Source organism: Streptomyces sp. NPDC056169, from assembly GCF_042268445.1.
Lineage (GTDB): Bacteria > Actinomycetota > Actinomycetes > Streptomycetales > Streptomycetaceae > Streptomyces.
Window position 1 is genome coordinate 128,707 of the sequence record NZ_JBHJUO010000016.1, and the last position, 26,695, is coordinate 155,401.

General features: G+C 73.1%; 29 protein-coding genes. 7 read left to right on the top strand and 22 right to left on the bottom strand.

The window, feature by feature from the left end; translation table 11 throughout:
• Positions 1-31: 31 nt before the first annotated feature.
• From ACFC0G_RS26545 to ACFC0G_RS26590, 10 genes are all read right to left on the bottom strand, one after another.
• Positions 32-967 (bottom strand): PDR/VanB family oxidoreductase, encoded by a 936-nt coding sequence (locus tag ACFC0G_RS26545; RefSeq protein WP_376407421.1) that lies wholly within the window; start codon positions 965-967, stop codon positions 32-34.
• Positions 964-2,463 carry a purine-cytosine permease family protein gene (locus tag ACFC0G_RS26550; protein WP_376407423.1) on the bottom strand — a complete coding sequence of 500 codons (1,500 nt, stop codon included), beginning with the start codon at positions 2,461-2,463 and terminating at the stop codon, positions 964-966. The genes ACFC0G_RS26545 and ACFC0G_RS26550 overlap by 4 nt, the downstream gene beginning before the upstream one ends.
• Positions 2,460-2,822: a Rieske (2Fe-2S) protein gene (locus ACFC0G_RS26555; RefSeq protein ID WP_376407425.1), complete on the bottom strand. Its 363-nt coding sequence runs from the start codon at positions 2,820-2,822 to the stop codon at positions 2,460-2,462. Before ACFC0G_RS26555 ends, ACFC0G_RS26550 begins: the two co-directional genes overlap by 4 nt.
• Complete coding sequence (locus ACFC0G_RS26560; RefSeq protein WP_376407427.1) at positions 2,819-3,715, bottom strand: iron-containing redox enzyme family protein; 897 nt, start codon at positions 3,713-3,715, stop codon at positions 2,819-2,821. Before ACFC0G_RS26560 ends, ACFC0G_RS26555 begins: the two co-directional genes overlap by 4 nt.
• The gene (locus tag ACFC0G_RS26565) at positions 3,712-4,515 is read right to left on the bottom strand and encodes a dihydrodipicolinate synthase family protein (RefSeq protein ID WP_376407429.1); all 804 of its coding nucleotides are present in this window, start codon (positions 4,513-4,515) and stop codon (positions 3,712-3,714) included. The genes ACFC0G_RS26560 and ACFC0G_RS26565 overlap by 4 nt, the downstream gene beginning before the upstream one ends.
• Before the next feature lie 26 nt (positions 4,516-4,541).
• Positions 4,542-5,075, bottom strand: coding sequence for a DUF6190 family protein (locus ACFC0G_RS26570; RefSeq protein ID WP_376407431.1), 534 nt, complete (start codon positions 5,073-5,075; stop codon positions 4,542-4,544).
• Positions 5,065-6,243 (bottom strand): pyridoxal phosphate-dependent aminotransferase, encoded by a 1,179-nt coding sequence (locus ACFC0G_RS26575; protein ID WP_376407433.1) that lies wholly within the window; start codon positions 6,241-6,243, stop codon positions 5,065-5,067. Before ACFC0G_RS26575 ends, ACFC0G_RS26570 begins: the two co-directional genes overlap by 11 nt.
• 219 nt (positions 6,244-6,462) lie before the next feature.
• On the bottom strand, positions 6,463-7,179 hold the full coding sequence (locus ACFC0G_RS26580) for a DsbA family protein (RefSeq protein WP_376407434.1): 717 nt from the start codon (positions 7,177-7,179) through the stop codon (positions 6,463-6,465).
• A gap of 35 nt (positions 7,180-7,214) precedes the next feature.
• On the bottom strand, positions 7,215-8,015 hold the full coding sequence (locus ACFC0G_RS26585; protein WP_376407436.1) for an MBL fold metallo-hydrolase: 801 nt from the start codon (positions 8,013-8,015) through the stop codon (positions 7,215-7,217).
• A 22-nt stretch (positions 8,016-8,037) separates the two neighbouring features.
• Positions 8,038-8,976, bottom strand: coding sequence for a DMT family transporter (locus tag ACFC0G_RS26590; RefSeq protein ID WP_376407438.1), 939 nt, complete (start codon positions 8,974-8,976; stop codon positions 8,038-8,040).
• A gap of 121 nt (positions 8,977-9,097) precedes the next feature.
• Here ACFC0G_RS26590 and ACFC0G_RS26595 point away from each other — a divergent pair, with 121 nt between their 5' ends.
• Positions 9,098-9,766: a TetR/AcrR family transcriptional regulator gene (locus ACFC0G_RS26595; RefSeq protein WP_376407440.1), complete on the top strand. Its 669-nt coding sequence runs from the start codon at positions 9,098-9,100 to the stop codon at positions 9,764-9,766.
• A gap of 28 nt (positions 9,767-9,794) precedes the next feature.
• Here ACFC0G_RS26595 and ACFC0G_RS26600 read toward each other — a convergent pair whose 3' ends face one another.
• The 4 genes from ACFC0G_RS26600 to ACFC0G_RS26615 form a co-directional block, all read right to left on the bottom strand.
• On the bottom strand, positions 9,795-10,781 hold the full coding sequence (locus tag ACFC0G_RS26600) for a TetR family transcriptional regulator (RefSeq protein WP_376407442.1): 987 nt from the start codon (positions 10,779-10,781) through the stop codon (positions 9,795-9,797).
• Positions 10,782-10,994: 213 nt separating this feature from the next.
• The gene (locus ACFC0G_RS26605) at positions 10,995-11,915 is read right to left on the bottom strand and encodes a DMT family transporter (RefSeq protein ID WP_376407444.1); all 921 of its coding nucleotides are present in this window, start codon (positions 11,913-11,915) and stop codon (positions 10,995-10,997) included.
• A 216-nt stretch (positions 11,916-12,131) separates the two neighbouring features.
• Complete coding sequence (locus ACFC0G_RS26610) at positions 12,132-12,827, bottom strand: ArsR/SmtB family transcription factor (RefSeq protein ID WP_376407446.1); 696 nt, start codon at positions 12,825-12,827, stop codon at positions 12,132-12,134.
• 18 nt (positions 12,828-12,845) lie between these two features.
• A complete protein-coding gene (locus ACFC0G_RS26615) occupies positions 12,846-13,526 on the bottom strand; it encodes a TetR/AcrR family transcriptional regulator (protein WP_376407448.1) in 681 nt (226 codons plus the stop codon).
• Positions 13,527-13,596: 70 nt separating this feature from the next.
• Between ACFC0G_RS26615 and ACFC0G_RS26620 the strand changes: the two genes are divergently transcribed.
• From ACFC0G_RS26620 to ACFC0G_RS26630, 3 genes are all read left to right on the top strand, one after another.
• Positions 13,597-14,748 carry an acyl-CoA dehydrogenase family protein gene (locus ACFC0G_RS26620; protein ID WP_376407450.1) on the top strand — a complete coding sequence of 384 codons (1,152 nt, stop codon included), beginning with the start codon at positions 13,597-13,599 and terminating at the stop codon, positions 14,746-14,748.
• A 113-nt stretch (positions 14,749-14,861) separates the two neighbouring features.
• Complete coding sequence (locus ACFC0G_RS26625; RefSeq protein ID WP_376407451.1) at positions 14,862-15,149, top strand: YiaA/YiaB family inner membrane protein; 288 nt, start codon at positions 14,862-14,864, stop codon at positions 15,147-15,149.
• Positions 15,150-15,239: 90 nt separating this feature from the next.
• Positions 15,240-15,866 (top strand): TetR/AcrR family transcriptional regulator, encoded by a 627-nt coding sequence (locus ACFC0G_RS26630; RefSeq protein ID WP_125749469.1) that lies wholly within the window; start codon positions 15,240-15,242, stop codon positions 15,864-15,866.
• Here ACFC0G_RS26630 and ACFC0G_RS26635 read toward each other — a convergent pair.
• Positions 15,857-16,318 (bottom strand): MaoC family dehydratase, encoded by a 462-nt coding sequence (locus ACFC0G_RS26635; RefSeq protein WP_376407454.1) that lies wholly within the window; start codon positions 16,316-16,318, stop codon positions 15,857-15,859. The two genes, ACFC0G_RS26630 and ACFC0G_RS26635, sit on opposite strands and share 10 nt — an antisense overlap.
• Before the next feature lie 114 nt (positions 16,319-16,432).
• Here ACFC0G_RS26635 and soxR point away from each other — a divergent pair, with 114 nt between their 5' ends.
• Positions 16,433-16,906, top strand: coding sequence for a redox-sensitive transcriptional activator SoxR (gene soxR / locus ACFC0G_RS26640; RefSeq protein WP_376407456.1), 474 nt, complete (start codon positions 16,433-16,435; stop codon positions 16,904-16,906).
• Here the strand turns inward: soxR and ACFC0G_RS26645 are convergent.
• The 5 genes from ACFC0G_RS26645 to ACFC0G_RS26665 form a co-directional block, all read right to left on the bottom strand.
• Positions 16,903-17,577: a 3-keto-5-aminohexanoate cleavage protein gene (locus ACFC0G_RS26645; RefSeq protein ID WP_376407623.1), complete on the bottom strand. Its 675-nt coding sequence runs from the start codon at positions 17,575-17,577 to the stop codon at positions 16,903-16,905. The two genes, soxR and ACFC0G_RS26645, sit on opposite strands and share 4 nt — an antisense overlap.
• 71 nt (positions 17,578-17,648) lie before the next feature.
• The gene (locus tag ACFC0G_RS26650; protein ID WP_376407458.1) at positions 17,649-18,266 is read right to left on the bottom strand and encodes a hypothetical protein; all 618 of its coding nucleotides are present in this window, start codon (positions 18,264-18,266) and stop codon (positions 17,649-17,651) included.
• Positions 18,267-18,475: 209 nt separating this feature from the next.
• A complete protein-coding gene (locus ACFC0G_RS26655) occupies positions 18,476-19,768 on the bottom strand; it encodes a serine-threonine protein kinase (RefSeq protein WP_376407625.1) in 1,293 nt (430 codons plus the stop codon).
• Between the two features lie 204 nt (positions 19,769-19,972).
• Positions 19,973-21,337, bottom strand: a complete 1,365-nt coding sequence (locus tag ACFC0G_RS26660) for an erythromycin esterase family protein (RefSeq protein WP_376407460.1) — start codon at positions 21,335-21,337, stop codon at positions 19,973-19,975.
• 96 nt (positions 21,338-21,433) lie between these two features.
• Entirely contained in the window at positions 21,434-22,723 is a 1,290-nt protein-coding gene (locus ACFC0G_RS26665) for an exo-beta-N-acetylmuramidase NamZ domain-containing protein (RefSeq protein WP_376407462.1), read from the bottom strand.
• A gap of 148 nt (positions 22,724-22,871) precedes the next feature.
• Here ACFC0G_RS26665 and ACFC0G_RS26670 point away from each other — a divergent pair, with 148 nt between their 5' ends.
• Positions 22,872-23,648, top strand: a complete 777-nt coding sequence (locus ACFC0G_RS26670) for an SDR family oxidoreductase (protein ID WP_376407464.1) — start codon at positions 22,872-22,874, stop codon at positions 23,646-23,648.
• An 84-nt stretch (positions 23,649-23,732) separates the two neighbouring features.
• Complete coding sequence (locus tag ACFC0G_RS26675) at positions 23,733-24,326, top strand: TetR/AcrR family transcriptional regulator (RefSeq protein ID WP_376407466.1); 594 nt, start codon at positions 23,733-23,735, stop codon at positions 24,324-24,326.
• A gap of 60 nt (positions 24,327-24,386) precedes the next feature.
• On the opposite strand, the gene ACFC0G_RS26680 is transcribed toward ACFC0G_RS26675, so the two are convergent.
• Both ACFC0G_RS26680 and ACFC0G_RS26685 read right to left on the bottom strand, forming a co-directional pair.
• On the bottom strand, positions 24,387-25,601 hold the full coding sequence (locus tag ACFC0G_RS26680) for an acyl-CoA dehydrogenase family protein (RefSeq protein ID WP_376407467.1): 1,215 nt from the start codon (positions 25,599-25,601) through the stop codon (positions 24,387-24,389).
• A gap of 6 nt (positions 25,602-25,607) precedes the next feature.
• Entirely contained in the window at positions 25,608-26,630 is a 1,023-nt protein-coding gene (locus ACFC0G_RS26685; protein WP_376407469.1) for a phosphotransferase family protein, read from the bottom strand.
• Between the last annotated feature and the right edge of the window lie 65 nt (positions 26,631-26,695).

Below are 26,695 nucleotides of genomic sequence, written 5' to 3' on the forward strand. Positions count from 1 at the left end.
CCGACGACGGCGGCGGTGCGGGCCGCGTCCGTCACAGATCCAGGGTGAGGCGCGCGCCGCGCGAGCGGCCCACGCAGATCATCATCGTCGTCCCCGAGGCCTTCTCCTCCTCGCCCAGGACCGAGTCGTGGTGTTCCGGCGTGCCCGCGAGGACCTTCGTCTCGCAGGTGCCGCACCAGCCCTCCTCGCAGGAGTACGCGACACCCGGCAGCACCTCGCGCACGGCGTCGAGCAGCGTCCGGCCGGGCTCGACCCGCAGGGTCCGCCCGCTCCGGCGCAGCTCGACGTCGAAGCCGTCGAAGCCCTCCGCGCCGCCGGACGACTCCTGTCCGGCGGGCGGCGCGCCGAACCGCTCCGTGTGGAGCGGCCCCGGCCACCGTTCCTCCACCGCCCTGAGGAGCCCTTCCGGGCCGCAGCAGTACACGGCCGTCGAGGCGGGCAGCCCGCCGAGGGCGGCGTCCAGGTCGGGCAGTCCCGCCGTGTCCTGCGGGACGAGCGTGACCCCCGGGAGCGCGGCGAGCTCGTCGCGGTACGCCATCGCCGCGAGGCTCCGGCCCCCGTACAGCAGGGACCACGACCCCGGCGGCAGCGAGCGGACCATCGGCAGCAGCGGGGTGATGCCGATGCCGCCGGCGATGAACAGATGCCGCTCGGCGGGCACGAGCGGGAAGCGGTTGAACGGGCCCCGGACCCCGAGGACCGTGCCCTCGCCGACCGACGTGTGGACCTCCTCGGAGCCGCCCCGCCCGGCGGGCTCGCGCAGCACCCCGAGCCGGTACGTGCTCCGGTCCGCCGGGTCGCCGCACAGCGAGTAGTGCCGGACCGCACCGGACGGCAGCGTCACCTCCAGGTGCGCGCCGGGCTCCCACGGCGGCAGCGCCGCGCCCGCGGGGTCGGCGAGCAGCAGCCCGAGGACGCCCTCGGCCTCGCGGACGACCGAGCGGACCGTGAGCCGGAGCGTGGTCATGAGTCTCCTCGGGTGGGGGCGGTGGCCCTTCCCGGGTCGGGGAAGGGCGGCAGCAGGGGCTCCGGCCACACCCGGCACAACACCCCGTACAGCACGGCGGCGACCGTGAAGGAGGCCGGCAGGCTCAGGTCGACCCCGCTCGTCAGTCCCGTCAACGGACCGGTGTACAGCGGGTTGTTGACCCACAGGATCCCGACGGCCGAACCGGCGGCGAAGGCCGCGGCGGCCCGCGGGTTGATCCCGTGCACGTACCAGTAGCGACCGCCGCCGCCGGTGGTGAAGGTGCGCAGCGCCTCCGCGTCGTACCGGCCGCGGTGGAGCACGTAGCCGACGGAGAGCACCGCCGCCCAGGGCGCGACGACCGTGAGCAGCAGCGTCACGAACGCCGACATCGCGTCCATCGCGTCGTACACCACGGCCCCCAGGTAGAGCACGGCCATGGCGAGGAGGGCGACGGCGGCGGTGACGGTGGCCCGCGAGGCCCGCCAGAACACCGAGTTGGCGGAGAGCCCGGCCGCGTACAGACAGAGTCCCGCCTGCGGCAGGGTGCCCGCGAAGCCGAAGACGACGACCGCCACCGCGAACCAGCCGGGGACCGCGTCCGTCAGGCCCTGGAGCCACGGCTCGTCGGGGACGGGGAAGAGGGTCGTCACGTACGCGCCGGTGAGCAGCGCCGCGAGGCTGCTGAGGAACATGGAGATCCCGCTCGCCCGGACGACCCGCCCGGTGGGCGTGCCGGCGGGCATGAAGCGGGTGTAGTCGCCCTGGAAGGTCGCGTACGACAGCGGCATGGTCGCCGAGGCGGTGGCCGCGAGCAGCCAGGTGTGCAGGACGCTGCCGAGGGCGAGCGACCCGCCGGAGTGCGCCGTGTAGCCGGCGTATCCGGCGTCGAAGCGCGGGGCCAGGACCAGCACGGTGCCGAGCAGGACCGCCCCGCCGGTGACCGCGGTCACCCGGTACGTACGGACGAGCGTCTCGTGGCCGCGCACGGCGACCAGCGCGACCGCCGCCGCCGTCACGGCCATCGCGACCGTCAGCGCGCCCGGGCCCGTCGGGGTGGACAGCAGCCGGTGGCCCGCGACCATGACGGCGGTGCCGCCCGTCCAGACGGCGATCGCGAAGAAGCCGAGCGCCGTCACCACCGTGATGGTGTTGCCGACGATCCTGCCGCGCACGCCGAAGTGCGCCCCGCTCGCCATGGGGTCGTTGGCGCCGGTACGGACGCCGAAGCGGGCGAGGGGCGCGAGCAGCAGTGAACCGACGGCGACGCCCACGGCGATCGCGCTCGCCGAGGCCCACCAGCCGAGGCCGAAGACCACGGGCAGCGCGCCGAGCACGACGGTGCCGAACGAGAACTGTGCGGACGGCCAGATCCAGCCGAAGTCGGCCGGGGACGAGGTGCGTTCGGCCTCGGGCACGGGCGCGATGCCGTCGTGCCCGACCGCCGCACGGGGCGGCGTCACGTAGGACGCCGCCCCGGTCGGTGTGGTGGTCACGGGGCGCCCCCGGGGAGGGCGTCGGGCCCGGTGACGACGCCCCGGTCGGGGGTGTCGTCGCGGCCGGGAACGACGTCCTGGGTGTCGGGCAGGACGTCGACGACCCGGAGGGCGGCGCAGGCGGCGCCCGAGGTCCGCTCGCCGCTCGTCAGATCGAAGGTCGTGTGGTGCAGGGGGCAGGTGATGCGCAGCCTGTCCCCGTCGACCCTGCCGTACTTGAGCCGGCCCCCGCGGTGGGGGCAGACGGCGGCCGCGAGCACCTTGCGGCCGCCGGCCTCGACGAGGACCAGATCCTCGGTCACCTGCCGGACGACGGGCTCGTCGGCCGCGCGCCGGCGCCCGGCGGGCACGGCCGTCATCCGACGGTCTCCCGTGCCCGCGCGACGGCCGCCTCGGTGGCCGTGCCGACGATGTCCGAGGCCAGCCGCACGCCCGCCCAGATCTTCGCGAGGTCCGGCTCGTCGAGCGCCCGGATCGCCGTCTTCATGTGACTGCTGTGGTACGTGTCGATGTAGAGGTGCTCGGTGTAGTAGGCGTCGCGGGCGATGCCGAGCCGCCGGGCCGCCCGGGCGAAGCTCTGGAACGCGTAGAGCACGCTGGTCTCGAAGTAGGCGTACGCCCCCAGGAAGTACTGGGGCGAGGGCGCCCGGCTCGCCAGCCAGTGGAACATGTTGACGTAGGCGTAGCACTCGGCGCTCGTACCGTCGAGGTAGTCGTCGAGCCGGGTGCTCATGCCGAGCTCGGTGAGCAGGTCCCGGTAGAGCTGGGAGTGGGCCTTCTCGTCGTTGCCGCAGCCGAGTTCGTCGATGAGGACCCGGAAGACCGCCATGCCCGAGCGGTACGGCAGCCGGGGCACGACCGGGAGCAGCGACTCGGACTCGGTGAGCCCGTCGAGGGCGAACTGCGCCACCACGGTCTTGAACTGTTCCAGCGTCGCGTGCTCGGCGAGGAAGGTCGCGCTCTCCGGGAGATCCGCCTCCTCCTCGGCGAGGAACTCCGTGAGCGTCCCGAGCAGTTCGCCGGTGTTCGCGAACCGCGGCGCCGAGGCCTCGTATGCGCGGGCCGCCGGCAGGATCCACCGCTCCTCGATCGCGGCCATCGATCCGTAGTCGCCGAGGTTGGGGACCCGCCGGTAGAAGGCGTGCAGGTCGCGCTGGGCGGTCGCGGCGGGGGCCGTGACGGAGTGCGCGACGACCGGGGCGCCGGTGGAAGCGGGTGCGAAGTCGGAGGAGGCTGAGGGCGAGGCGCTCATGCCGCCTTGACCTCCTCGTGCGTGGTGGGGGAGCTGATCACGCCTCGGCTGTGCAGCTCCTTCTTCACCCAGCGGTACCAGTCGTCGAGGAAGACGCCGTACTGCTCGCACACGGTGTTGATCTCCGCCTGCCGTTCGGGCGTCGGGTCGACGAGCATCCGGTTGCAGAGCGCGGGTTCGATGTTGGCCAGCGGGCCGATGAAGCCGTCGATGCCGCGGGCGTCGACGAGGAGGTTCTCCCAGCCCTCGAAGACCGGTATACCGGTCTTCGCCTCGGCCATCCTCCGGGTGAACGCGGCGTCGCCGCTGGACTCCTTGATGCCGACGATCCCGGGGATCTCGCAGATCCGCAGCAGCGTGTCGAACTCGATCCGATTGCCCGACAGCGCCTCCTCGTTGTAGAGGAAGATCGGGATGTCGACGGCGGCGCGGATGGCCCGGTAGTGCTCGACGATCCGGTCCTGCGTCACGTCCGCGCCGAACGGCGTGGTGACGACGACGGCGTCGGCGCCGAGCGCGACGGCCGTGCGGGCCCGGTCGATCACCGAGTCGGTGTCCGGGAGCTGGATCCCGGCGAGGACGGGCAGGCCGTCGGCGTGCTTCACGGTGTACGTGACCACGTCCTGCCACTGCCGCGCGTCGAGCTTCCAGCCCTCGCCGGAGGTCAGGGCCGGCATGAGCGCGGTGACCTCGGTGCGGATGTGGCCGATGAGGCGGGCGACGCTCTGCTCGTCGACGGTGCCGTTCTCGTCGAGGGGGGTGATCAGCGGGACGATGGTCCCGGAGTAGGTGCCAGGCATGACAGGGGTGCCCTTCGGAGGATGTGTCAGAGGTCTTGGGAGGCGACCGTCAGGACCAGCGAGCGCCGGTAGAGGTCCTCCAGGTACGGGGGGAACGTCGGCTCCTCGACCGGCGCGGGCGCGCCGGCCCGGGCGATCGGTACGACGGGGAGTCCGGCGGTCCCGAGGAGCCGGGGGCTCGCGGTGTGCAGCGTGCCCCCTCGGCCGATGACCTGGGCGAGCAGCAGGCGTTCGTGCGTGGGGAGGCCGTCGAGCCCGGGTGCGGTGAAGGCCCGGCGGACGTCCGCCTCGTCGTAGGCGATCCGGTCGATGGCGAGGTCCGTGTGGAGGACGTCCATGAAGGGGTAGTAGTCGTCCTGGACCCCTCGGTCGTACGCCCACACGAGGTCGTCGCAGCGGCCGACCTGCTCCCAGCTCATGACGACCCGGCCGGCGGTTCCCGCGGCGAGGCGGTCCGCGAAGAAGGCCTTCGAGGCGACGCGGACGGCGTCGTCCTCGCTGTGCATGCCCATGAAGAGCGTGGCGTCGATGAACACCACGGCGGTGTCGTCAGCCGGCATAGCGCTCGAGCACCTTCCGCATCCGCTCCATGGCGCCGGCGAACACCTCGGGCTCGCGGGCCAGGGCGAGGCGGACGAACCGCTCGCCCTTCGACTTGGTGTTCCAGTAGAAGAAGGTGCCCGGCAGGACGTACACCTCCTCGTCGAAGAGGACGGCCTGGAGCTGGGTGGCGGTCAGGTGCTCGGCGGTGATCCGGAACCAGGCGACGCTGGTGCCGACGACCGGCTCCTGGAACTCCAGGATCGTGCCGCTGAGGGCGGCGCGGGCGGCGTCGCCGTTGGTCTTGATGATGTCGCGCACGGAGGCGAAGCCGTCGGTGATGGAGTCCTCGACGTACTGCGTGACCATGTTGAGGACGAAGGGCGAGACGTTCAGGAGGACGCTCGTGTGGAGGTTGTAGACCTCCTCCTGGATGTCCCGACTGGCGGTGATCATGGCGCACTTGGCGTCCTGGATCGGCCAGGTCTTCCCGGTGTCCTCCATGACCATGTACGTGACGCCGGACTCCTCCAGGAGCTTGTAGATGTCGACCCGGCCGACGCCCTCGTCGCAGAGCGCGAAGGAGGCGAAGCAGAAGTCCATGACGAGGACCTTGTCGTGGTCCACGCAGTAGCGGACGACCTCCCGGAAGCCCTCCAGCTTCTCGGCGAGCAGCGTGAAGCCGGTGGGGTTGTTCGGGTCGACGAGGTAGAGGGCGTCCGCGTCGACCTGCTCGACGAGCCGCTCGTAGATCGAGTCCTTGTCGTGCAGCGCGGACTCCGCGAGCGGGGAGATCGGCACCTGCATGTTGCGCAGCAGGTCGACGAGGTTGTCGAAGCAGGGCTCCACCAGCTGCACCGACTTGCCGCGCTGCTTGAGGAACATGCCGGCGACCATGGTCGAGACGCTGGCGGAGTACGACAGGAGCGTGCGGTCCATCGCCCGGGCGGTGGGCTGCTGGTGCAGGCGGAAGAAGGCGTCGATGAACTGGCGCTCGAAGTGGGCCTGCTGCTTCGACTCGGACTCGTGCCAGAGGTCGGGCAGCCGCCGCACGATCGCCTCCTGGGAGGCGGACTGCCGCTGGTGCGTGTGCGCGTCGGCAAGGTTGAACCGGGTCTTCAGCGCTTCGATCTCGTGCTGCGTGAGGTCGACGAAGGTGCTGACGTCTGCCTTGTCGGTCAACGACATGAAGAACTCCCGTGTCGATACGGATCTGCTTCCGGAATTCCGGCGGCGGGAACGACTTTAGGAGCTTCGAGCGCCCTTGCGAATAACGGCCGGGTCACGCAATTAATAATCACCGCGATGTTCTACGGACAAAAAAAAGGAACGACGGCCGGGCATTCCGCTAAAGGGAATGCCCGGCCGTCGTTCCGAAGATTAGGCAGCTCTTCGCTGCGAATTCAACTATTCGGTGGCGGCCCGCAGCAGGATGTCCTCGAACACCTTCGGGTCGTCCGAGTTGATGACCGGCCAGCCGATGCCGTAGCCGCCCTCCCAGCCCACGTCGATGCCCGGGTTGGCGTAGTCGGAGCCGTCGGACAGGAACAGGTGCGGGCTGCAGTTCACCCGGTCCGTACGGGACACGGCGGCGTGGTCGGAGAGCGTCCGGCGCGCCCGGCCGTCGTCCAGCGCCTCGGCGAGGGCGTCGACGTCGACCGCGCCGGTGTCCCTGGCCACGTCGAGGATCACCTTGCGGTGGCTGATGGTGCGCGACTCGGCCCAGAAGGCCCGGCGCAGCCCGAGGTCGAGCTGCTCCGAGGCGTGCAGGCTCTGCTCCTTCGCGGCGAGGACGGCCTCCAGGGCCGGCAGCGTCGTCGACGGGTAGGACCAGTCCTTGGCCTGCCACAGCTGCCAGCCGGCGGCCGGCTCCAGGCTGGCCATCCGGGCGACCTCGCTGTCGGTGCCGGGGCGCGGGCTCGGGGCCTCGTTGAGCAGTTCCAGCGGGAAGGCCCGCAGGTCGAAGGAGACCTGCTCCGCCAGGCCGAGCCGGGCGCGGGTGGCGTGCAGCCGGTGGATGGCGATGTGGGCGAAGGAGCACCAGATGTCGGAGAAGACGGTGACGACTCCGCGCGGCGGGGTCAGGTCGACGGTGGTCGGGTCGGGGCGGGTGGGGTCGGACATGGTTCTCCTCGGTTCGGGAAGCGGTCGGGCGGGGCTCAGCCGGCGGGGGACTCGTGGGCGTCGAGCGCCGCCTCGAGGTCGAGGTCGGCGCCGGGGAGCCAGGCGGGCAGGGAGGGGATGCGGGCGATGGCGTCGAAGAGCCGGGGCACCGCGTCCTCGCGGACGGTCGGCCCGTGGGCGCTGAGCAGTCGCGCGGGACGCAGTGCGGCCAGTTCGCGTACGGGCCGGAGGAACTTCTCCTCGTCGACCAGCGCGGTCCACGGGGCGATGGCCCGGTTCAGGACGTCGAACCCCTCGAAGAATTCCGCCTTGCTGAGATCGGCGAAGTCCTGGGTTATTTCCTCGACCACGGTCCCGAAGCTGTCGGAGCTGTAGAGCGTGCCGTCGGAATGGTCGAACACGGCGAGTGTCCCGGGTGAATCGAAGGTGGGCGGCCGGTGAAAACTCAGCTCTCGGTCGCCGATCTTCACGCGACTTCCGGGGTTCGCCGTCACCACCCGTTCCTGGGGAATGGAGAACTCTTCCGATATTCGCGTCAGTGATATCGCGTTGGTCAGCACCTTCGCGCGCGGCGCGGCCTCCAGGATCCGGGCCAGGGCGCCGGTGTGGTCGCGGTCGTCGTGGGTGACGACGATCCAGCGCAGCTCGGCCGGGTCGATCAGCGACCAGAGGGATTCCAGGAAGCCCTCCCGGTCGACGGGCATGCCCGTGTCCACGAGGAACGGCGTGTCGGACCGTACGAGAAAGGCGTTGACCGGCTGGTCGCCGAGGCCGGGTATGGGCAGCGCCGAGGGGAGGACGTGGATGTCCGGCCCGGCGGTGTAGGAGGCTTTCATGGCACATCCCTCGGTCGGGCGGTCAGACGAGCTGGATGGTCAGGGAGCCGGCGATCAGCAGGACGAGGCCCAGGGCGCGCGGCTTCGTCAGGGAGCGCTGCGGGAGCTTGAACAGGCCCTTGTGGTCGATCAGCGCCGAGGTGAGCTGCTGCCCCGTCACGGTGAGGGCGATGGTCACCGCCGCGCCGATGGTGGGCATGAGCAGGAAGGTGCCGGTGACGTAGGCGGCGGCGCACGCGCCACCGAGCCAGCCCCACCAGGGCATCTTCTTCAGCGGGGCGATCTTCGGCTTCGGCGTGCGACGGGTCACGTAGAGCACCAGCAGGACGACGGCGATCGTGAAGGTCGCCACCGCGAAGCTGATCACGGCGACGGTGATGGGCTCCTTCAGCTGGGCGCGGAGCTGGGCGTTGACCGCGCCCTGCACCGGCAGGACGGCTCCGGCGAGGACACCGAGCGCGAGCCAGCCGGCGCGACCGGCGCTCGACATCTTGGGGGCGCCGGGAGGGGCCGCCGCCTTCATGCCCCGGATGATCACGACGATGCCCGCGAGCACGGCGAGGGCGCCGATGACGATCCCGGGGTTGAGGTCCTGCTGTTCGAGGCCCAGGAGCCCGAAGAGGTCGAGGGCGAGCGAGGAGAACATCTGGCCGGTGACGAAGAGCCCGACGGCGGCGAGGGCGCCGAGCCGGGGGAACAGCAGGATGCCGCTGGTGATGTAGAGCGGACTGGCCAGCCCGCCGAGCAGCTGCCAGGGCTCCACGTCGGGCAGTTTGCCGAGCGCGCCGAGCGCTCCGGCCGCCACCGCGAGCACGGTGAGGAGCCCGGTCGCGACGCCGAGCTGGATGGTCGAGGCGCCGTACGGGGTGCCGACGGCGGAGTTGAGCTGGAGGTTCACCGAGGCCTGGACGGCCAGGAGGCAGCCGACCAGCAGGGCCGCGGCGAGGAGCGCGGTGTGCATCTGGATCTCCCTGGGGCGGGATGGGGAGCGGTAAGTGGACACTGAGTCCGTTTAGCATGCCACGGGAGAGTCCAAGCGGACAAGGTGTCCACTTATTCCTCGGGGAAGTAAGGTCTGGTCCATGAGCGACGACGAGCAGCGAGGTCGTGGAGCCTCCTCCGTGCACCGGGTCGGCGGGCTCCTCGGCGATCTGCAGGCGGCGGACGAACAGCCGGTCGCGCCGCGCAGACGCGCGGACGCGGAGCGGAACCGTGCCCAGATCCTGGCCGCCGCCGAGCAGCTCTTCGCCGAGCAGGACCCCCGGTCGGTCACCATGGACCGGATCGCCAAGGCGGCCGGCGTGGGCCGCGCCACGCTCTACCGGAGCTTCCCCGACCCGGCCTCCGTCGCCGTCGCGCTCCTCGACGAGCACGAGCGCCGGCTCCAGGGCCAGCTGATCTACGGACCGCCGCCGCTCGGCCCCGGGGCGCCCGCGGGGGAGCGGCTCGCGGCGTTCTACCTCGCCATGCTCGACCTGCTGGAACGTCATCTGCCGTTGGCGCTGGGGGCGGAGACCGGGGCCGCGCGCTTCAGGACGGGCGCGTACGGATTCTGGCGCGTGCACGTCCGTACGCTGCTCGTCGACCACGGGGTCGAGGACCCGGACCCGATGATCGACATCGCGCTCAGCCCGCTCGCGCCGGAGCTCTTCCAGTTCCAGCGGCACGAACTCGGCCTGTCCACCGAACGGATCGGCCGCTCGCTGACGGCCTTCGCCCGCCAGCTGCTGCGCTCGGGGCACGGGAACTGACGGTGTGACGTCCTCCGCCGGACAGGCCCTAGGGCATCGCGGTCGAGGTGCCGGGCTCCTGGGCCGAACGCGCGGCGGGTGCGGAGGCCGAGGCCGGGGCGGAAGCCGCGGCGGGGGCGGCGGCCGGGGCCGGCGCGGCTGCGGTGAGCGGCGCGGACGTCGTGGCCGGGACGGAAGCGGTGAGCGGCGCGGACGTCATGGCCGGCGCGGCGGCCGTGAGCGGTGCTGATGTCGTGGCCGGTACGGAAGCCGTGAGCGGCGCGGAAGCCGTGACCTGGGCGGCGGCCGTGGACGGGAACGCCGTCGGCGCCGGGAACGTCGTCGTGGCGATCGTCTTGACGGTCGCCTTCGTGGGCCGGGGCCGCCGGGTGGCCGGGTGGACCAGGCCCGGCAGGATCAACTCCCAGATGCGGCGCAGGCGTTCCTCCGCCGGTCCGAGGATGGCGCCGGTCCCGGTCGGCGGCCAGGTCTCGTCGTCGGCCGCCGCGCTCGGCGAGCGCATCTCCAGCTCCACGCCGGTGATCACGTAACCGATCAGGGCCGCCACCGCCGTCGCGTCCACCCCGGGGCGTAACGCCTGCTCCGCGGCGGCGTACCGGGCGAGGCGGGCGACCTCACGCCGCCAGGGACAGTCCCCGGACGACGGTAAGGGGCCGGTGGCGTCCAGCTCGCGGGCCAGCCGCTCGCCCGCCCGCGCCGCGTGGTCGGTCTCGAAGAGCCGGATCAGCGCGTGCGTGGTGAGCACCAGCTTGTCGATCGCGGTGCCGCCCACGCCCTCCGTGGACAGGCAGGCCGACTCGACCGTGGTCCGGGTGACCGCCCGGGCCCGGCCCCGTACGGCGGTCGCCAGGTCCGCCTTGGTCGCGAAGTGGAAGACGAGGGCTCCGGTGGTCACCCGGGCCTCGCCGGCGATCCTGGCGAGCGACGCACGTTCGTAGCCGAGTCCGTCGAAGACTCGCGCGGCGGCCGACAGGATCTCCTGTCTCGTCCGTTCCGCCCGCTGTTGAATCGCCATGTGCTCCCCCTGGGCTTGCGAGAAGGCGCCGGAGCGTAATGTTCCGGCTCGCGCCTGTGACCGTTTCGAAACTATCCGGCCGGGCGGCGGCGAAACGTGCCGTCCGGCGCCTCAGGCCGGAAACGGAGCTTGACGGGCACCTCCTCCCCAGGTCGCGGGCGGGCGAGGAGCGGAACCCGCCCGCGAAGTGACCGGAACCATGGCCATGACCTGTCAGGTGGATTCGGCCGTTCCGGGAGCGGTGGCCGCGCGCGACCGGGAACGCGACACGGCCACGCCCGCCAGGCAGAGCGCGCCCCCGGCGAGCGTGAGCGGCCCCGGCAGCTCGCCGAGGAGGGCCCAGGCGAGGAGGACGACGAGGGCGGGTACGGCGTACGTCGTCGCGCCCATCCGGCCCGCGGTCGTACGGGCCAGGGCGTACGCCCAGGTCGTGAAGGCGAGCGCGGTCGGGAACACCCCCAGGTAGAGCATGTTCAGGGTCGCCGACAGCGGGGCCCGGCCCGCCTCCTCGACGAGCTGCCCGGCGAACGGCAGACAGGCCACCGCGCCCACCAGACAGCCGAAGGTCGTCACCTGGAGCGCGCTGCCGTGCGCGAGCGCCGGCTTCTGGGCCACGACCCCGCCCGCGTACGCCGCCGCCGCGACCAGGCAGAGCAGCACGCCCAGCACCGAGGCGTGCGAGCCGGACCCGGAAGACCCGGCTGACATGGAGAGGCCCACGGCCACCGCGCCGGCGAAGGAGACGGCCATGCCCGCGATCAGCCGGGGCGGCAGCGACTCCTTCAGGAACCGCGCGCCGAGCAGCGCGATCAGGATCGGCCCGATGTTCACCACCATCGCCGCCGTACCCGCGTCGACCTCCTGCTCGCCCCAGTTGAGGACCACCATGTAGACGCCGAACCAGAGCAGCCCCGAGATCAGGATCCCGCGCCAGGCCGCCCGTGGAGGCAGCCCCTCCCGCCGGATCAGGAGGACGCAGCCGAGGACGAGGGCCCCGGCGAGGAGCCGCCCGAGGGCGAGCGCGCCGGGGGAGTAGGCCGCCCCGGCACTGCGGATGGAGACGAAGGCGGAGGCCCAGAGGACGACGGTGACACCGGCGGCGGCGAGCGCGAGGCGCGAGGTTCGGTTCTGCATGGCTCGACCGTAGGGCGCGGACGGTTCGGCGCTCACCGCAATATCGGAGGGTGGGCGACGGCCGGGCCCGCCCGGCCCGACGCAGGGCCGTGGGAGCCGGGCGGGCAGGGCAAGGCGCAGGGCCGTGGGAGCCGGGCGGGCAGGGCAAGGCGCAGGGCCGTGGGAGCCGGGCGGGCAGGGCAAGGCGCAGGGCCGCCGGAGCCGGGCCCGCCCGGCTCAGCGCAGGGTCGTCGGGGCGATGCCCAGCGACTCGTACAGCGCGGACTCGCCCTCCGCCGTCACCTTCACGGCCCGCTCGGACCCGATCCGCACGCACCACCCGGTGTCCAGCGCGTGGCGGCAGAGCGCGGCGCCCGCGGTCCCCGCGAGGTGCGGCCGGCGCTCGGTCCAGTCGAGGCAGCCGCGCGCGACGGGCCGCCGCCCCGTGCGGACGAGGGGGACGCCCAGCTCCTCGAACCACGCCACGCCCCGGTCCGTGAGCGCGAACCCGGTGTCCTGGCGCAGTAGTCCGCGCGCGGTCATCGCCTCGGTGATCGTGATCCCGAGCCGCCCGGCGAGGTGGTCGTAGCAGGTCCGCCCCCTGGCCATGGCCTGCCCGGCGCTCGCGGCCCGCAGTGAGCGGGCCGGCGCCGCCACCCGGGGCTCCGACCGGGCGGCCAGGTCCTCGACGAGGTGCGCGATCCCCGGGTCGGCCAGGCGGACGTACCGGTGCCTGCCCTGCCGTTCCTCCGTGAGCACCCCGCCCGCGACGAGCTTGCCGAGGTGCTCGCTGGCGGTGGACGGGGCCACGCCCGCGTGACGGGCGAGCTCCCCGGCCGTCCAGGCCCGTCCGTCGAGCAGGGCGAGCAGGAACGCGGCGCGGCTCTCGTCCGCGAAGAGCGCCGCGAGCGCGGCGAGATCACTGGCTGCCATGGCCCCAGGGTCCCGCACTCACCGTTCGGCGGTCGCCGAAACGTCGCCTGCCGTCCCGGACCGCACCAGGGACTCGTACTGGATCCGCAGCCCGTCGAGCAGGGCGCGCAGGCCCGTCTCGAAGGCGCGCTCGTCGACCTTCTGGCGGTGCTCGGCAAGGAGGTGGGCCTGACCGAGGTGCGGGTAGTCGGCCGGGTCGTAGGCCGTCTCGTCGTCGACGAAGCCGCGGGCGAAGGAGCCGAGGGCGGAGCCGGTGACGAAGTACCGCATCAGCGCGCCGATGGAGGTGGCCTGGGCCGGCGGCCAGCCCGCCCGGACCATCGCGCCGAAGACCGCGTCGGCGACGCGCAGGCCCGCCGGGCGGCGGCCGGGGCCCTGGGCGAGGACCGGGACGATGTGCGGGTGGTCGGCGAGGGCCGCGCGGTAGGAGACCGCCCAGTCGTGCAGCGCCGTGCGCCAGTCGCGGCCGTCGGTCTCCTCGAACATCGACAGGTCGATCTTCGCGCTCACCGCGTCCGCGATCGCGTCGAGGATCTCGTCCTTCGTGCGGAAGTGGTTGTAGAGCGAGGGGCCGCTCACCCCGAGTTCGGCCGCGAGCCGCCGGGTGGAGAGCGCGGCGAGCCCCTCCGCGTCCACGAGCGCACCCGCCGTCTCCACGATGCGGTCTCGGCTGAGCAGGGGCTTGCGCGGTCGGGCCATGGCGCACATAGTAGGCCCGCACCGCAAAAACTAGCAGTGGTAATTAAATGGCCGAGTGGGGTGGCACCGCATGAATCTGGAACTGAGCGAGGAGCAGGAAGCCGTACGGCGGCTCGCCGAGGACTTCGTCGCGCGCGAGGTCACCCCGCACGCCGTCGCGTGGGACCGCGCCGAGGAGGTGGACCGGGCGATCGTGAAGAAGCTCGGCGCCGTCGGCTTCCTCGGGCTCACCCTCCCGGAGGAGTACGGAGGTTCGGGCGGCGACCACCTCGCGTACTGCCTCGTCACCGAGGAGCTCGGCCGCGGCGACTCCTCCGTGCGCGGCATCGTCTCCGTCTCCCTCGGCCTGGTCGCCAAGACCCTCGCCGCCTGGGGCACCGAGGAGCAGAAGCGGGCCTGGCTGCCCCGGCTCGCCGCCGGCGAGGCGCTCGGCTGCTTCGGCCTCACCGAGCCGGGCACCGGATCCGACGCCGGGAACCTCACCACCCGCGCGGTCCGCGACGGCGACGACTACGTCGTGAACGGCACCAAGATGTTCATCACCAACGGCACCTGGGCCGATGTCGTCCTGCTCTTCGCCCGCACCAATGACACCCCGGGACACAAGGGCGTCTCCGCCTTCCTCGTCCCCACGGACACCCCCGGCCTCACCCGCCGCGCCGTCCACGGCAAGCTCGGCCTGCGCGGCCAGGCCACCGCCGAACTGGTCCTGGAGGACGTCCGCGTCCCGGCCGCCGCGATGCTCGGCCCCGAGGGCAAGGGCTTCACCGTCGCCATGTCCGCCCTCGCCAAGGGCCGCATGTCCGTCGCGGCCGGCTGCGTCGGCATCGCGCAGGCCGCGCTCGACGCCGCCGTGCGCTACGCGGGGGAGCGCGAGCAGTTCGGCAAGCCCATCGCCTCGTACCAGCTCGTCCAGGAGCTGATCACCGACATCGCCGTGGACGTCGACGCCGCCCGGCTGCTCACCTGGCGGGTCGCCGACCTGATCGACCGGGGCCGGGACTTCGCCACCGCCGCCTCCAAGGCGAAGCTGTACGCCTCCGAGGCCGCCGTGCGTGCGGCGAACAACGCCCTCCAGGTCTTCGGCGGTTACGGCTACATCGACGAGTACCCGGTCGGCAAGCTGCTCCGCGACGCGCGCGTCATGACCCTGTACGAGGGCACCAGCCAGATCCAGAAGCTCATCATCGGACGGGCGCTGACGGGGGTCTCGGCCTTCTGACGACTGAACGGACGACGGAAGCGGCATGCGAACCGACATCTGAGTACCTCGCGGTACCCCGCTGAGTACGCGGACGGATGTGGCGCCCGCCACATCCGTCGGATGCTGTCGGCATGAGCGACACACCGGTCAAGCAGCAGAACACCGCGGCCTACTACGCGCAGGCCGTCCTCTCCTTCGGGATCGCCCTCGCGGCCGTGGCCATCGGGATCTTCCAGCTGGAGGCCAGCGCCTGGGTGCGGGCCTTCCTCGCCGTCGCGGTCCTCTACCTCACGACCTCGGCCTTCACGCTCGCCAAGGTCGTCCGCGACCGCCAGGAGGCCGGCCAGATCGTCAGCCGCGTCGACCAGGCCCGCCTGGAGAAGCTCCTCGCCGAGCACGACCCCTTCCAGAAGCTCTGAGCGATCGATCTCCGAGCCGCCGATCTCTAAGCGCTTGCTCACCCTCGTTGTATGGTGTTCGTCCTGACGGGGTCCGAGAGGGAGTGTGGGATGAGCGCGGCGGAGGAGACGCCCGGGGGCGAGGACATGCCCTGGGGCGAGGTCACGCCCGAGGCGGCCCGGCGACTGCTGGTGGCCGCCGTCGAGGCGTTCGCCGAGCGCGGCTACCACGCCACCACCACCCGGGACATCGCGGGCCGCGCCGGCATGAGCCCGGCCGCGCTCTACATCCACTACAAGACCAAGGAAGAGCTGCTCCACCGGATCAGCCGCATCGGCCACGACAAGGCCCTGGAGATCCTCCGGGCCGCGGCCGACGGCGACGGCACGGCCGCCGAGCGGCTCGCCGACGCCGTGCACTCCTTCGTCCGCTGGCACGCCGAGCGCCACACGACCGCGCGGGTCGTGCAGTACGAGCTCGACGCCCTGGGCCCCGAGCACCGCGCCGAGATCGTGGAGCTGCGCAGGCAGTCCGACGCCGCGGTGCGGCGGATCATCGACGAGGGCGTCGCGGCGGGCGAGTTCGTGGTGCCGGACGTGCCCGGCACCACGGTCGCGGTGCTCTCCCTCTGCATCGACGTCTCGCGCTGGTTCAACACCCAGGGCCGCCGGACGCCCGACGAGGTCGGCGCGCTCTACGCCGACCTCGTGCTGAGGATGGTCGGGGTTCAGAAGTAGTAGCGGGAGACCGACTCGGCGAAGCAGACCGGCTTGTCGGCGCCCTCGCGCTCCACGGTCACCGCCGCCGTCACCTGCACGCCGCCGCCGGCCTCCTCGACCTTCGTGAGGACGGCCGTGGCGCGCAGCCGCGAGCCGACCGGTACGGGGGACGGGAACCGCACCTTCTCGGTGCCGTAGTTGAGGCCCATCTTCATGCCCTCGACCCGCAGGACCTGCGGGACGAACAGCGGCAGCAGCGACAGCGTCAGATAGCCGTGCGCGATCGTCGCGCCGAACGGGCCGTCGGCGGCGCGCTCCGGGTCGACGTGGATCCACTGGTGGTCGCCGGTGGCCTCGGCGAAGAGGTCGATGCGCTTCTGGTCGATCTCCAGCCAGTCGCTGTACCCCAACTGCTCGCCGACCCCCGCGCGCAGCTCCTCGGCGGAGGTGAAGATCCTCGGCTCGGCCATGTTCCTCGTCCCTTCTCGTACGACATACCGCTTGGTATCTAAGCGCTTGCTCAGCATGTGGGGTACGACGGCCGGTGTCAACGGCCGCCCCTGAAGGGCCAGTAGGGTCGCGGAGTGCCGCAGATTCCAGAGAAGATCCACGAGCTCACCGTCGGCCAGCTCTCCGCCCGTAGCGGGGCCGCCGTCTCCGCCCTGCACTTCTACGAGGCCAAAGGGCTCATCAACAGCCGCCGCACCACGGGCAACCAGCGCCGCTACGGCCGCGACACCCTGCGCCGGGTCGCCTTCGTCCGGGCCGCGCAGCGCGTCGGCATCCCCCTCGCCACGATCCGCGACGCGCTCGCCCGGCTCCCCGAGGAGCGCACCCCCACGAACGAGGACTGGGCGCAGCTCTCGGCGGCCTGGCGCACGGAACTCGACGCGCGCATCACACAGCTGGGCCGGCTGCGCGACCACCTGACGGACTGCATCGGCTGCGGCTGCCTGTCCCTGGAGACCTGCGTCCTCTCCAACCCCGACGACGTCTTCGGCGAGCGGATGTCCGGCTCCCGACTCCTCCCGGTCCGCCGGCCCGCCGACGAGACCTAGGGGGTGTCCGGGGCGAGTGCCGCCGTGACCAGTTCGGCGGGGGAGCGGGCGCGGGTGCCGTCCGGCAGGAGCAGGGTGTCGGACAGTCCGATCCGGGTGCCGAGCCCGAGGCGGCGGGCCAGGCGCAGCACCGGCCACGTACCGCCGTCCACGCCGTGGAGCAGGACCGGCGGCCCGGACGGGACGCCGAGGCCGTCGAGCAGGGCCCGGGCCGTGGCCACGGCCGTCGCCGGGTCCGGGTCGGCGACCTCCGCGCGGACCCGCAGCACGCGGGCCGCCAGGGGCGAGCGCGCGAACCGCGCCGGGCCGTCCGTGCCCGACCGCACTCCGGCCTCGACGCCGACTCCGCGCTCCAGGAGCGCCGCCGCCACCTCCTCCGCGCCCGGCTCGTGCCAGTCGACCGAGGCGTGGTCCGGCGGTTCCGGGAGGACGGCCCAGGAACGCACCCGCTCGACCCGGCGCCCGGGATCGGGCTCGGCGGACGCACTCGCCGTCACCCCCACGGGCACGGCGACGGCCGCCCTGACCGCCGTCAGGACCGGCGCGAGCACCCGCGGCGAGAGGGACTCCGCACCGCAGGGCGTCCGCGGGTGCACCCGCACGTCCCGCGCGCCCGCCGCCACCGCCAGGGCCGCGGCCTCGGCCATCGACTCCGGCGACATCGGCCACATCGGCACCCCGGCCGCGGCCCCCGGCCCCCGTGACCCGTTGAGGCACACCTGAAGCGCGGCCTCTTCCGTGCTCACGCCGCCGGAGCCAGCGGCCGGCGCCGCTCCCCGCGGGCGCGGGCCAGCGCGCCCGACGTCAGCACCGCGCGCGGGACGCCCACGCCGCAGTCCCCGCACACCGGACCGAGCCACGGCTCGTACGTGTCCCCCGGCCCCGCCCGCCACTCGATCCGCGGCCCCGCGCACACCGGACAGCGCTCGCCCGGGCCGTCCTCCAGGGCGGCGATCAGCCGGCGCAGCACCTCCGGCAGCGGGTCCGACGGGTGCACCGCCGGGTCGCCGCACCGCACCACCCCGTTGCCGCCCCAGACGCGCCGGTGCCAGTCGTCGACCGCGCCGAGCCCGCGCAGCCCGTCGTGCTTCTCGCGCCGCCGCCGGGCGGCGAACTGCTCCTCGTACGCGAGCCACACGGCCCGCGCCTCCTCCAGCTCGTCGAGAGCGGCCACGAGCCGCCCCGGATCGAGCTCCCGGTCCTCGGGACCGAACCTGTGCCTGCGGCACAGATGGTCCCAGGTCGCCCTGTGCCCGTAGGGCGCGAAGCGCTCCAGACACTTGCGCAGCGAGTACCTGCGCAGCGCCGTGTCGCACCCGGGATCACGCACCTGTCTCGCGAGACTCCGGAAACCGGCCATCTCTCGCCACCTCCGTCGCTGGTCCTACCGCGGTATCAGAGGGACGAACGAGTGGCCCGCCGTGTTCCATCGAAATTCGGATGGCACCCATCAACGGGGCGGAAGGGATCATCGAAACCCAGCGGAACGCGCGCGTCCGATGAGGTCGACGTGCGCGTCCGACGGGGTCGCGTGCGCGTGCGAAGGGATCGCGTGCGCGTTCGACGGGGCTACGGGCGGCCCGCCCGGGCCGCCGACACCACCACCCGGGCCAGCTCGGGACGGCGGATGTCGGTGTGCGAGCGGACCACCTCCGCCGCGTCCACGTTCACGCACCCCGAGCCGGGCACGCCCTCGTACGGCACGTCCGCCACGGTCCGCCGCGCCGTCCCCGGCACCGCCTGGACGCCGTCGTGCCCGATCGCGCCCCAGCGCGGGTCGTCCGAGCCGAGCAGGCCGACCGACGGACCGCCTGCCGGACTCCCCGATGCACCGCCTGCCGGAACGGCCGCCGGACCACCCGCCGGACCGGCCGTACGACCGCCCGCCGGACCGGCCAGCGACTCGGAGTCGCCCGCGAGGCGGGACGCCAGCGGGTACATCACCCCGAGCGCCGTGTCGTGCCGCGAGTAGCAGGCCACCACCGGACCGCGCACCCGGCGCTGCATGTCCCGCAGCGCACCGGACCGCCGGGGGTCGTGCGGCAGCCGGGCGGCGAAGGCGTAGTGCGAGAAGGCGCCCTGAAGCAGGGTCACGGAGGCCACCGGCCGCGCCCCCTCCGGAAGGCCCCGCAGCGCGTACGCCACGAGCCGGGCGCCCATGCTGTGCCCCACGAGGTGGACGCGCAGACCGGGGGCCGTGCGGGCGACCTCGCCGAGCAGCGGCCCGAGCCCGAACTCGCCGACCCGGCCCGCCCGCCGCTTCATCACGTAGTACGTGGCCTGCCGCAGCGCCTCCCTGGCCCCCTTCCAGTACCGCTTGAGCCCCTCCCCGAAGCCCTCCTCCGCACCGCGGCCCTCCAGGGCCTCGGTGAACAGGGCGCACACCGCCACCGGATCCGCCACCAGGAACTCCGGCACGGGCTCCGCGACCCCGGAGACGCCCTCCGCGCCCCCGGACACGCCGGTCAGCTCCCTCAGGAGCTCCCCGAACTCGGCGAACGCGGCCTCGTCCGCCGGAGCGAGCGCCAGCAGCTCGGCGAGCCGCCCGAGGACCGGCTCCTTCTCCGGGAGGACCGTCACGAGCGCCCGGTAGTCGGGCACCGGCTCGTCCGTGAACATCATCGAGGGCCAGATCACCCCCGCGTACCCGGCCTCGACCCCGGGCCCGAAAAGCCCGGGGAAGGGGGCGAAGAAGTCCGAGCAGAGGCGGGTGGCTCCGGACGGGGAGCTGTTCCACCCGTGCGCGAGCAGCACCAGGTCCGTCACCCCCTGCCGGGCCAGTGCCGCGAGGGCCGCGGACTGTCCCGCCGGCCCGTCGCCGTCCTTGTCGAAGGTGATCTCCCGGTACGGTTCCACACTCATCCCGGTCACGGCCCGACCGTCCCTCCACGTCGAGGTGGCCGCCGCGCCGAGGGCGCGCGGGTGCGCGGGCAGCGGCTCCACGGCCAGCATGCCCGCGCGGGGACCCGTCCAGACGTGCCGGGGCCGCCCTCCTGGCGCGCCGTCAGCGCCGGCCGCGTGGTCACGCAGCCGGCGTGTGGTCACGCGGCCGGCGCACCCGCGCCGTCAGCGCAGCCGCGCCGCCGAGACCCGCGGGAAGTGGATCAGCAGGTCGTACGAGGCGGGGAGCCGAAGGGTCACGACATCGCCCGGCCAGGGGTACGCCGTCCCGATGTGCCGGACCGGCCGGGGCACGGCGAGCCAGTTGCGTGCCGCCGGGGTCGTCCGGCGCAGGTCCAGGTAGAAGGCGCCGGGGGAGACCCGGTCCAGGGTGGCGGAGTGGCTGTCGGGGCCGAGGGGGCCGACGGTGAAGGCCCGCAGCGGCTCGCCCGGAGCCTCGGTGTCGTGCGCGTTGAACGAGCCCTGCCCGAAGGTCGCGCCGACGCTCACGTAGTCCTTGCCGAGGAGGTCCCGCAGGAAGGCGCCCTGGAGCCGCGGGTACTGGTCCGGCTTCGGTGTCACGTACCCGACGTGCCCGTTGTGCGCCGAGAGCACGATCCGGTCGCCGGTCTGCCGCTGCCACCACACGGTGTTCTCCGCCATGACGCGGTCCCGGTAGAGCATCGCCTCGGCGACGCCCGTCTCCGACAGGATGTCGTACGAGAACTCGGTGCCGACCTGGGCGATGGCACGCGCGTGCTGCACCGCCCAGACGTGCGCCTCCCGCGCCCCCGGGCCCGTGCCGGGCGCCTGCTCCTCCAGGAGCGCGAGCGCCCGGTTCACGTCGGCGGACATCCGCTGCCGCTCGGGGCGCGGCTTGACCAGGTACGCCTTCATCCAGGGCTCGACCCCGCCGGAGGGCCGCGACGCCCGGTACAGCTCCCGGAAGCGGGGGAGGAGCGCGGGACGCGTGCGGGCCACGTACGAGGTGACGGCGTCGAAGAGGTTCGGCCCGGCGTAGCCGAGGTCGTTGCCCATGAAGCGGACCTGGTGCCCGGGGTGGAGCCGGTTGTACTTCCGCATCCACTGGAACAGGTCGAGGTACTCCTCGGTGTTCCAGAGGCGGTACGACTCCTGGAACTCGTCCCGCATGATCGCGCGGATGTCGCCCCGCCCGGTGCGGACCCACTCGTCGACGAGGAGCCCGGTCGACCAGTTGGCCTCCAGGGCGAAGGTGGTGAAGCCCCGCTCCTCCACGAGGTGCTCGAAGATCCGGTGCTTGGTCTCGAAGAACTCGCCCGAGCTGTGGGTGGCCTCGCCGATGCCGACGACCTTGGCCGAGCCGATCATCCGGTCGAGCGGGCGCAGGTCGGTCAGGGGGTGGGCGGAGCGGGCGAGTTCCCGGGCGGGGTCGGGGGCGGGCCGGCCGGCCGCACCGGCGGCGGGCGTCAGGGCGCCGAGGCAGGCGGCGACCAGCACCCCGACGAGGACCGGGCCGCCGCGGGAGGAGCGGCGCCGTAAGGAGAGCTTCCTGAGGTTCCTGAGGTTCATGGGGCAAGCCTCGTCGGCGGGACGCCCCGGGGGACATCCCGCCCGCCCCCGTGCCGACAGGGGGGTTGACCCCCGTGAACCGGGGGTCAACCCCCGTCAGCGGTAGAGCAGATGCTCCCGCCGCACCGCCCGGAAGGCCGCCAGGTCCGCCTCCCACGCTCCGACGACCTCGTCGGTGTCCGCGCCCGCGTCGATCAGGGTCCGTACCCGGGTCGAGCCGGTCAGCTTGTCGATCCAGTTGTCCGGGCGCCAGGCGAAGCCCGGCCACGAGCTCCGGGCGGTGACCAGGAGCCCGACCCCGGTCCGTACCGGGTCGAAGGAGTCCCGGTCGTCGACGTGCAGCTGCACCCCGCCCACGGTCTTCCCCTGGAACTTGGAGAAGGTCGGGGCGAAGTACGCCTCGCGGAAGCGGACTCCGGGCAGGCCGAGGGCGTTCGCCGCCTCCGCCCACCGCCGGTCGACCCCTTCCGCGCCGAGCAGCTCGAAGGGGCGGGTCGTGCCCCGGCCCTCGGACAGGTTCGTCCCCTCGAAGAGGCACGTGCCGGAGTAGACGAGCGCGGTGTCCGGCGTCGGCATGTTCGGGCTCGGCGGCACCCAGGGCAGCCCGGTCGCGTCGAAGAACGCGCCGCGCCGCCACCCCGTCATGCGGACGGTCTCCAGGGCCACGGGCGTCGCCAGGAACTCCGCGTTGAAGAGCAGGGCCAGCTCGGCCACCGTCATGCCGTGCGCCTGCGCGATCGGCTCGCGCCCGACGAACGTCGCGAACGCCCGGTCGAGGACGGGGCCGAGCGCCGCCCGCCCGGTGACCGGGTTCGGCCGGTCGAGGACCACGAACCGCTTCCCGGCGAGCGCGGCGGCCACCATGCAGTCGTACAGCGTCCAGATGTACGTGTAGAAGCGCGCGCCGACGTCCTGGATGTCGAAGACGACCGTGTCCACCCCGGACGCCGTGAAGACGTCCGCCAGCGGCTGTCCGCTCTTCAGGTACGTGTCGTAGACCGGCAGCCCGGTCGCCGGGTCGTCGTACCGGCCCTCGGATCCGCCGGCCTGGGCGGTGCCCCGGAAGCCGTGCTCGGGGCCGAAGACGGCGACCAGGTCGACCCGTTCGTCGGCGTGCATCACGTCCACGACGTGCCGGGCGTCGGCGGTGATGCCGGTCGGGTTGGTGACGACGCCGACCCGCTCGCCGGCCAGCAGGGCGTACCCGTCCGCCGCGAGCCGCTCGAAGCCGGTCCGCACGCGGCCGTGGCCGGAGGCGGGGGAGTGGCCGGGGGCGGAGGCGGACGCGGAGGTGGGGGCGGCTGCGGCCGCGGCGGTGGACGCGGTGGCCGCCACCGCCCCGACGGCCCCTCCGGCGGCCAGCAGACTCCGTCGCGACAGGCTCATGGAACCCCCTCGGGGTGATCGGGATGACATGGGCACGCACGCTAGCGCTCCTGACCGCCCCGGGGAACGAGGCGTGCGGAACGGGTCTTCCGCCACTCCATACCGACTGGTTAGTCTGTCCGGGTCGTCACAGCCGAGAGGTGGGTCCATGAACGCGGACACGAACGAGCTCCGGGGCGCCGGTGTGGTGGTCACGGGAGCGGGCGGCGGGATCGGCGCGGCCCTCGCCCGCCGCTTCGCCGCCGAAGGGGCCCGGGTCGTCGTCAACGACCTCGACCCCGTCCGTACCAAGGCCGTCGCCGAGGAGATCGGCGCGCTCGCCGTCCCGGGCGACGCCTCCGCCGTCGTCGACGAGGCCCGCGAGGCCCTCGGCGGCACCATCGACGTCTGGTGCGCCAACGCCGGCCTCTCCTCGCCCGGCGACGCCTTCGCCGACGAGGACGTCTGGGCCGCCGCCTGGGACGTCAACGTGATGGCCCACGTCCGCGCGGCCCGCGCCCTGCTCCCCGGCTGGCTGGAACGCGGCAGCGGCCGCTTCGTCTCCACCGTCTCCGCCGCCGGACTGCTCACCATGATCGGCGCGGCCCCGTACAGCGTCTCCAAGCACGGCGCGTACGCCTTCGCCGAGTGGCTCTCCCTGACCTACCGCCACCGCGGCCTCAAGGTCCACGCGATCTGCCCCCAGGGCGTCCGTACGGACATGCTCACCGCCGCCGGATCGGCCGGCGATCTCGTCCTCGCCCCCACCGCCATCGAGCCCGAGGACGTGGCCGACGCCCTCCTCGACGCCATCGCCGCCGACCGGTTCCTCGTCCTGCCCCACCCCGAGGTCGCCGCCTACTACCGCAACCGCGCCACCGACCCCGAGCGCTGGCTCGGCACCATGAACCACGTCCAGCGCACATGGGAGACGGGCGCCCGCTAGCCGGGGCCGCGGCGGATGGGAAGATCTACGGACGGGAACGGTGTTCCCCCGACCAGGAACGATCACGACGGAAGGCGGCGGAGCATGGCCAGGACGACGGACGAGAGCGGGGCACCGGTCCCCCAGAGGCTCCTCGCCGCCGCCACCCGGCTCTTCGCGGAGCAGGGTTACGACCGCACTTCCGTCCAGGAGATCGTCGAGGCAGCCGGGGTCACGAAGGGCGCCCTCTACCACTACTTCGGCTCCAAGGAGGACCTCCTCCAGGAGGTCTACTCCCGGGTCCTGCGCCTCCAGCAGGAGCGGCTCGACGCCTACGCGAAGGCCGACGCGCCCGTCGCGGACCGGCTGCGCGGCGCCGCCGCCGACGTCGTCGTCACCACGATCGAGAACCTCGACGACGCCGCCATCTTCTTCCGCTCCATGCACCACCTCAGCCCCGAGAAGAACAAGCAGGTCAGGGCCGAGCGGCGGCGCTACCACGAGCGGTTCAGGGCGCTGATCGAGGAGGGCCAGCAGTCCGGGGTGTTCTCCTCGGCGACCCCCGCCGACCTGGTCGTCGACTACCACTTCGGCTCGGTGCACCACCTGTCGACCTGGTACCGCCCGGACGGCCCGCTCACCCCCGCGCAGGTGGCCGACCACCTGGCCGACCTCCTGCTGCGGGCCCTGCGCCCGTGACCGGCGCGTAGCCGTCGGCCCCTCGCCGCCCGTGACCGGCGGGAGCCGCCCGGCTCCTCGCTACAGGTACTTCTTCAGCTCCCGGCGGGCCAGCGACCGCTGGTGCACCTCGTCCGGCCCGTCCGCGAGCTTCAGCGTCCGCGCCGCCGCCCACAGCTCGGCCAGCGGGAAGTCCTGCGAGACCCCGCCCGCCCCGTGCGCCTGCACGGCCTTGTCGATGATGTCGACCACCGCGCGCGGGGTCGCGATCTTGATGGCCTGGATCTCGGTGTGCGCGCCCCGGTTGCCGACGGTGTCCATGAGCCAGGCCGTCTTGAGGACGAGCAGCCGCAGCTGCTCGATCGTCACCCGGGCGTCCGCGATCCAGTTCTGCACGACGCCCTGCTGGGCGAGCGGCTTCCCGAACGCGGTCCGGGTGACCGCACGCCGGCACATCAGCTCGACGGCACGCTCGGCCATCCCGATGAGCCGCATGCAGTGGTGGATGCGGCCGGGGCCGAGGCGGGCCTGCGCGATGGCGAAGCCGCCGCCCTCCTCGCCGACCAGGTGCGACGCGGGGACGCGGACGCCGTCGAACACCACCTCGGCGTGACCGCCGTGGTAGTGGTCCTCGTACCCGTACACCCGCATGGCGCGCCGCACCTCGACACCGGGGGTGTCGCGCGGCACGAGGATCATCGACTGCTGGCGGCGGAGGTCCGTCCCGTCCGGGTCGGTCTTGCCCATGACGATGAAGACCTTGCAGTCGGGGTTCATCGCCCCGGAGATGTACCACTTGCGTCCGTCGACGACGTACGTGTCGCCGTCCCGCCGGATCCGGGTCTCGATGTTCGTCGCGTCGGAGGAGGCGACCTCGGGCTCGGTCATCGCGAAGGCCGAGCGGATCTCGCCCGAGAGGAGCGGCTCCAGCCACTGCTTCTTCTGCGCCTCGTCGCCGAACTGGGCGAGCAGCTCCATGTTCCCGGTGTCCGGGGCCGCGCAGTTGAGGGCGGTCGGGGCGAGGTGCGGGCTGCGGCCGGTGATCTCGGCGAGCGGCGCGTACTGGAGGTTGGTCAGCCCGGCCCCGTACTCGGCGTCGGGAAGGAAGAGGTTCCACAGGCCCTGCCGCTTGGCCTCGGCCTTGAGGTCCTCGACGACCTGCGGGGTGTCCCAGGGCGAGGCGAGCAGCGCCCGCTGCTCCTCGGCGACGGCCTCGGCGGGGTACACGTGCTCGTCCATGAAGGCGAGGAGTTTCGCCCGCAGTTCCTCGGTGCGGGCGTCGTACGCGAAGTCCATGGCGGATCAGCCTTCCTGGAGGGTGGTGAGGCCGTGCTCGATGAAGACGGGGACGAGTTCGCCGATGCGGTCGAAGCCGGCACCGACCGTCTGTCCGAGGGTCCAGCGGTAGTGGATGCCCTCCAGGATCACGGCGAGCTTGAACCAGGCGAAGGCCGTGTACCAGGCGAGGGCGGAGGTGTCGCGGCCCGAGCGGGCGGCGTAGCGCTCGACCAGCTCGGCGGCGCTCGGGTGTCCGGGGGCCGTGGCGGTCGTGGAGACGGGGGAGTCCGGCAGATCGAGCGGCGTGCTGTACATGACGAGCAGGCCGAGGTCGGTGAGCGGGTCGCCGAGCGTGGACATCTCCCAGTCGAGGACGGCCCGGATGCGGTCGTCCTCGCCGATGAGGACGTTGTCGAGGCGGTAGTCGCCGTGGATCACGGTGGGCGGCGGCGAGCCGGGCAGCGCGCGGCCGAGGGCGGCGTGCAACTCGTCGATCCCCGCGAGGTCCCGGCCGCGCGAGGCGTCGAGCTGCTTGCCCCAGCGGCGCAGCTGCCGGTCGAGGAAGCCCTCGGGGCGGCCGAAGTCGCCGAGCCCGACGGCCGCGGGGTCGACGGCGTGCAGGTCGACGAGCGTGTCGACCAGGCCGAGGACGGCGGCGCGGGTGCGCTCGGGGCCGAGCGGCGCGAGCTCCCGGGCCGAGCGGTACGGCGTCCCGTCGACGAACTCCATGACGTAGAACGGCGACCCGAGGACGGACTCGTCCTCGCAGAGCAGCAGTGAGCGCGGGACCGGCACGTCCGTCGTGTGCAGGGCGCTGATGACGCGGTGCTCGCGCCGCATGTCGTGCGCGGTGGCGAGGACGTGCCCGAGCGGCGGCCGGCGGACGACCCAGCGACCGGTGCCGTCGGTCACGACGTACGTCAGGTTCGACCGGCCGCCCTCGATCAGCCGGGCTTCGAGGGGGCCGGACACCAGGCCGGGCCGCTCGCGATCGAGGAACCGGCGCAGCCGCTCGGGATCGAGACCTGGTGGCGGGGCGGAACTCATGGGGCGTACCTCCGGTTCGGCTTCGGTCGGCGTTCATGATGACCGACCAGTCGGTATGTCGTCCA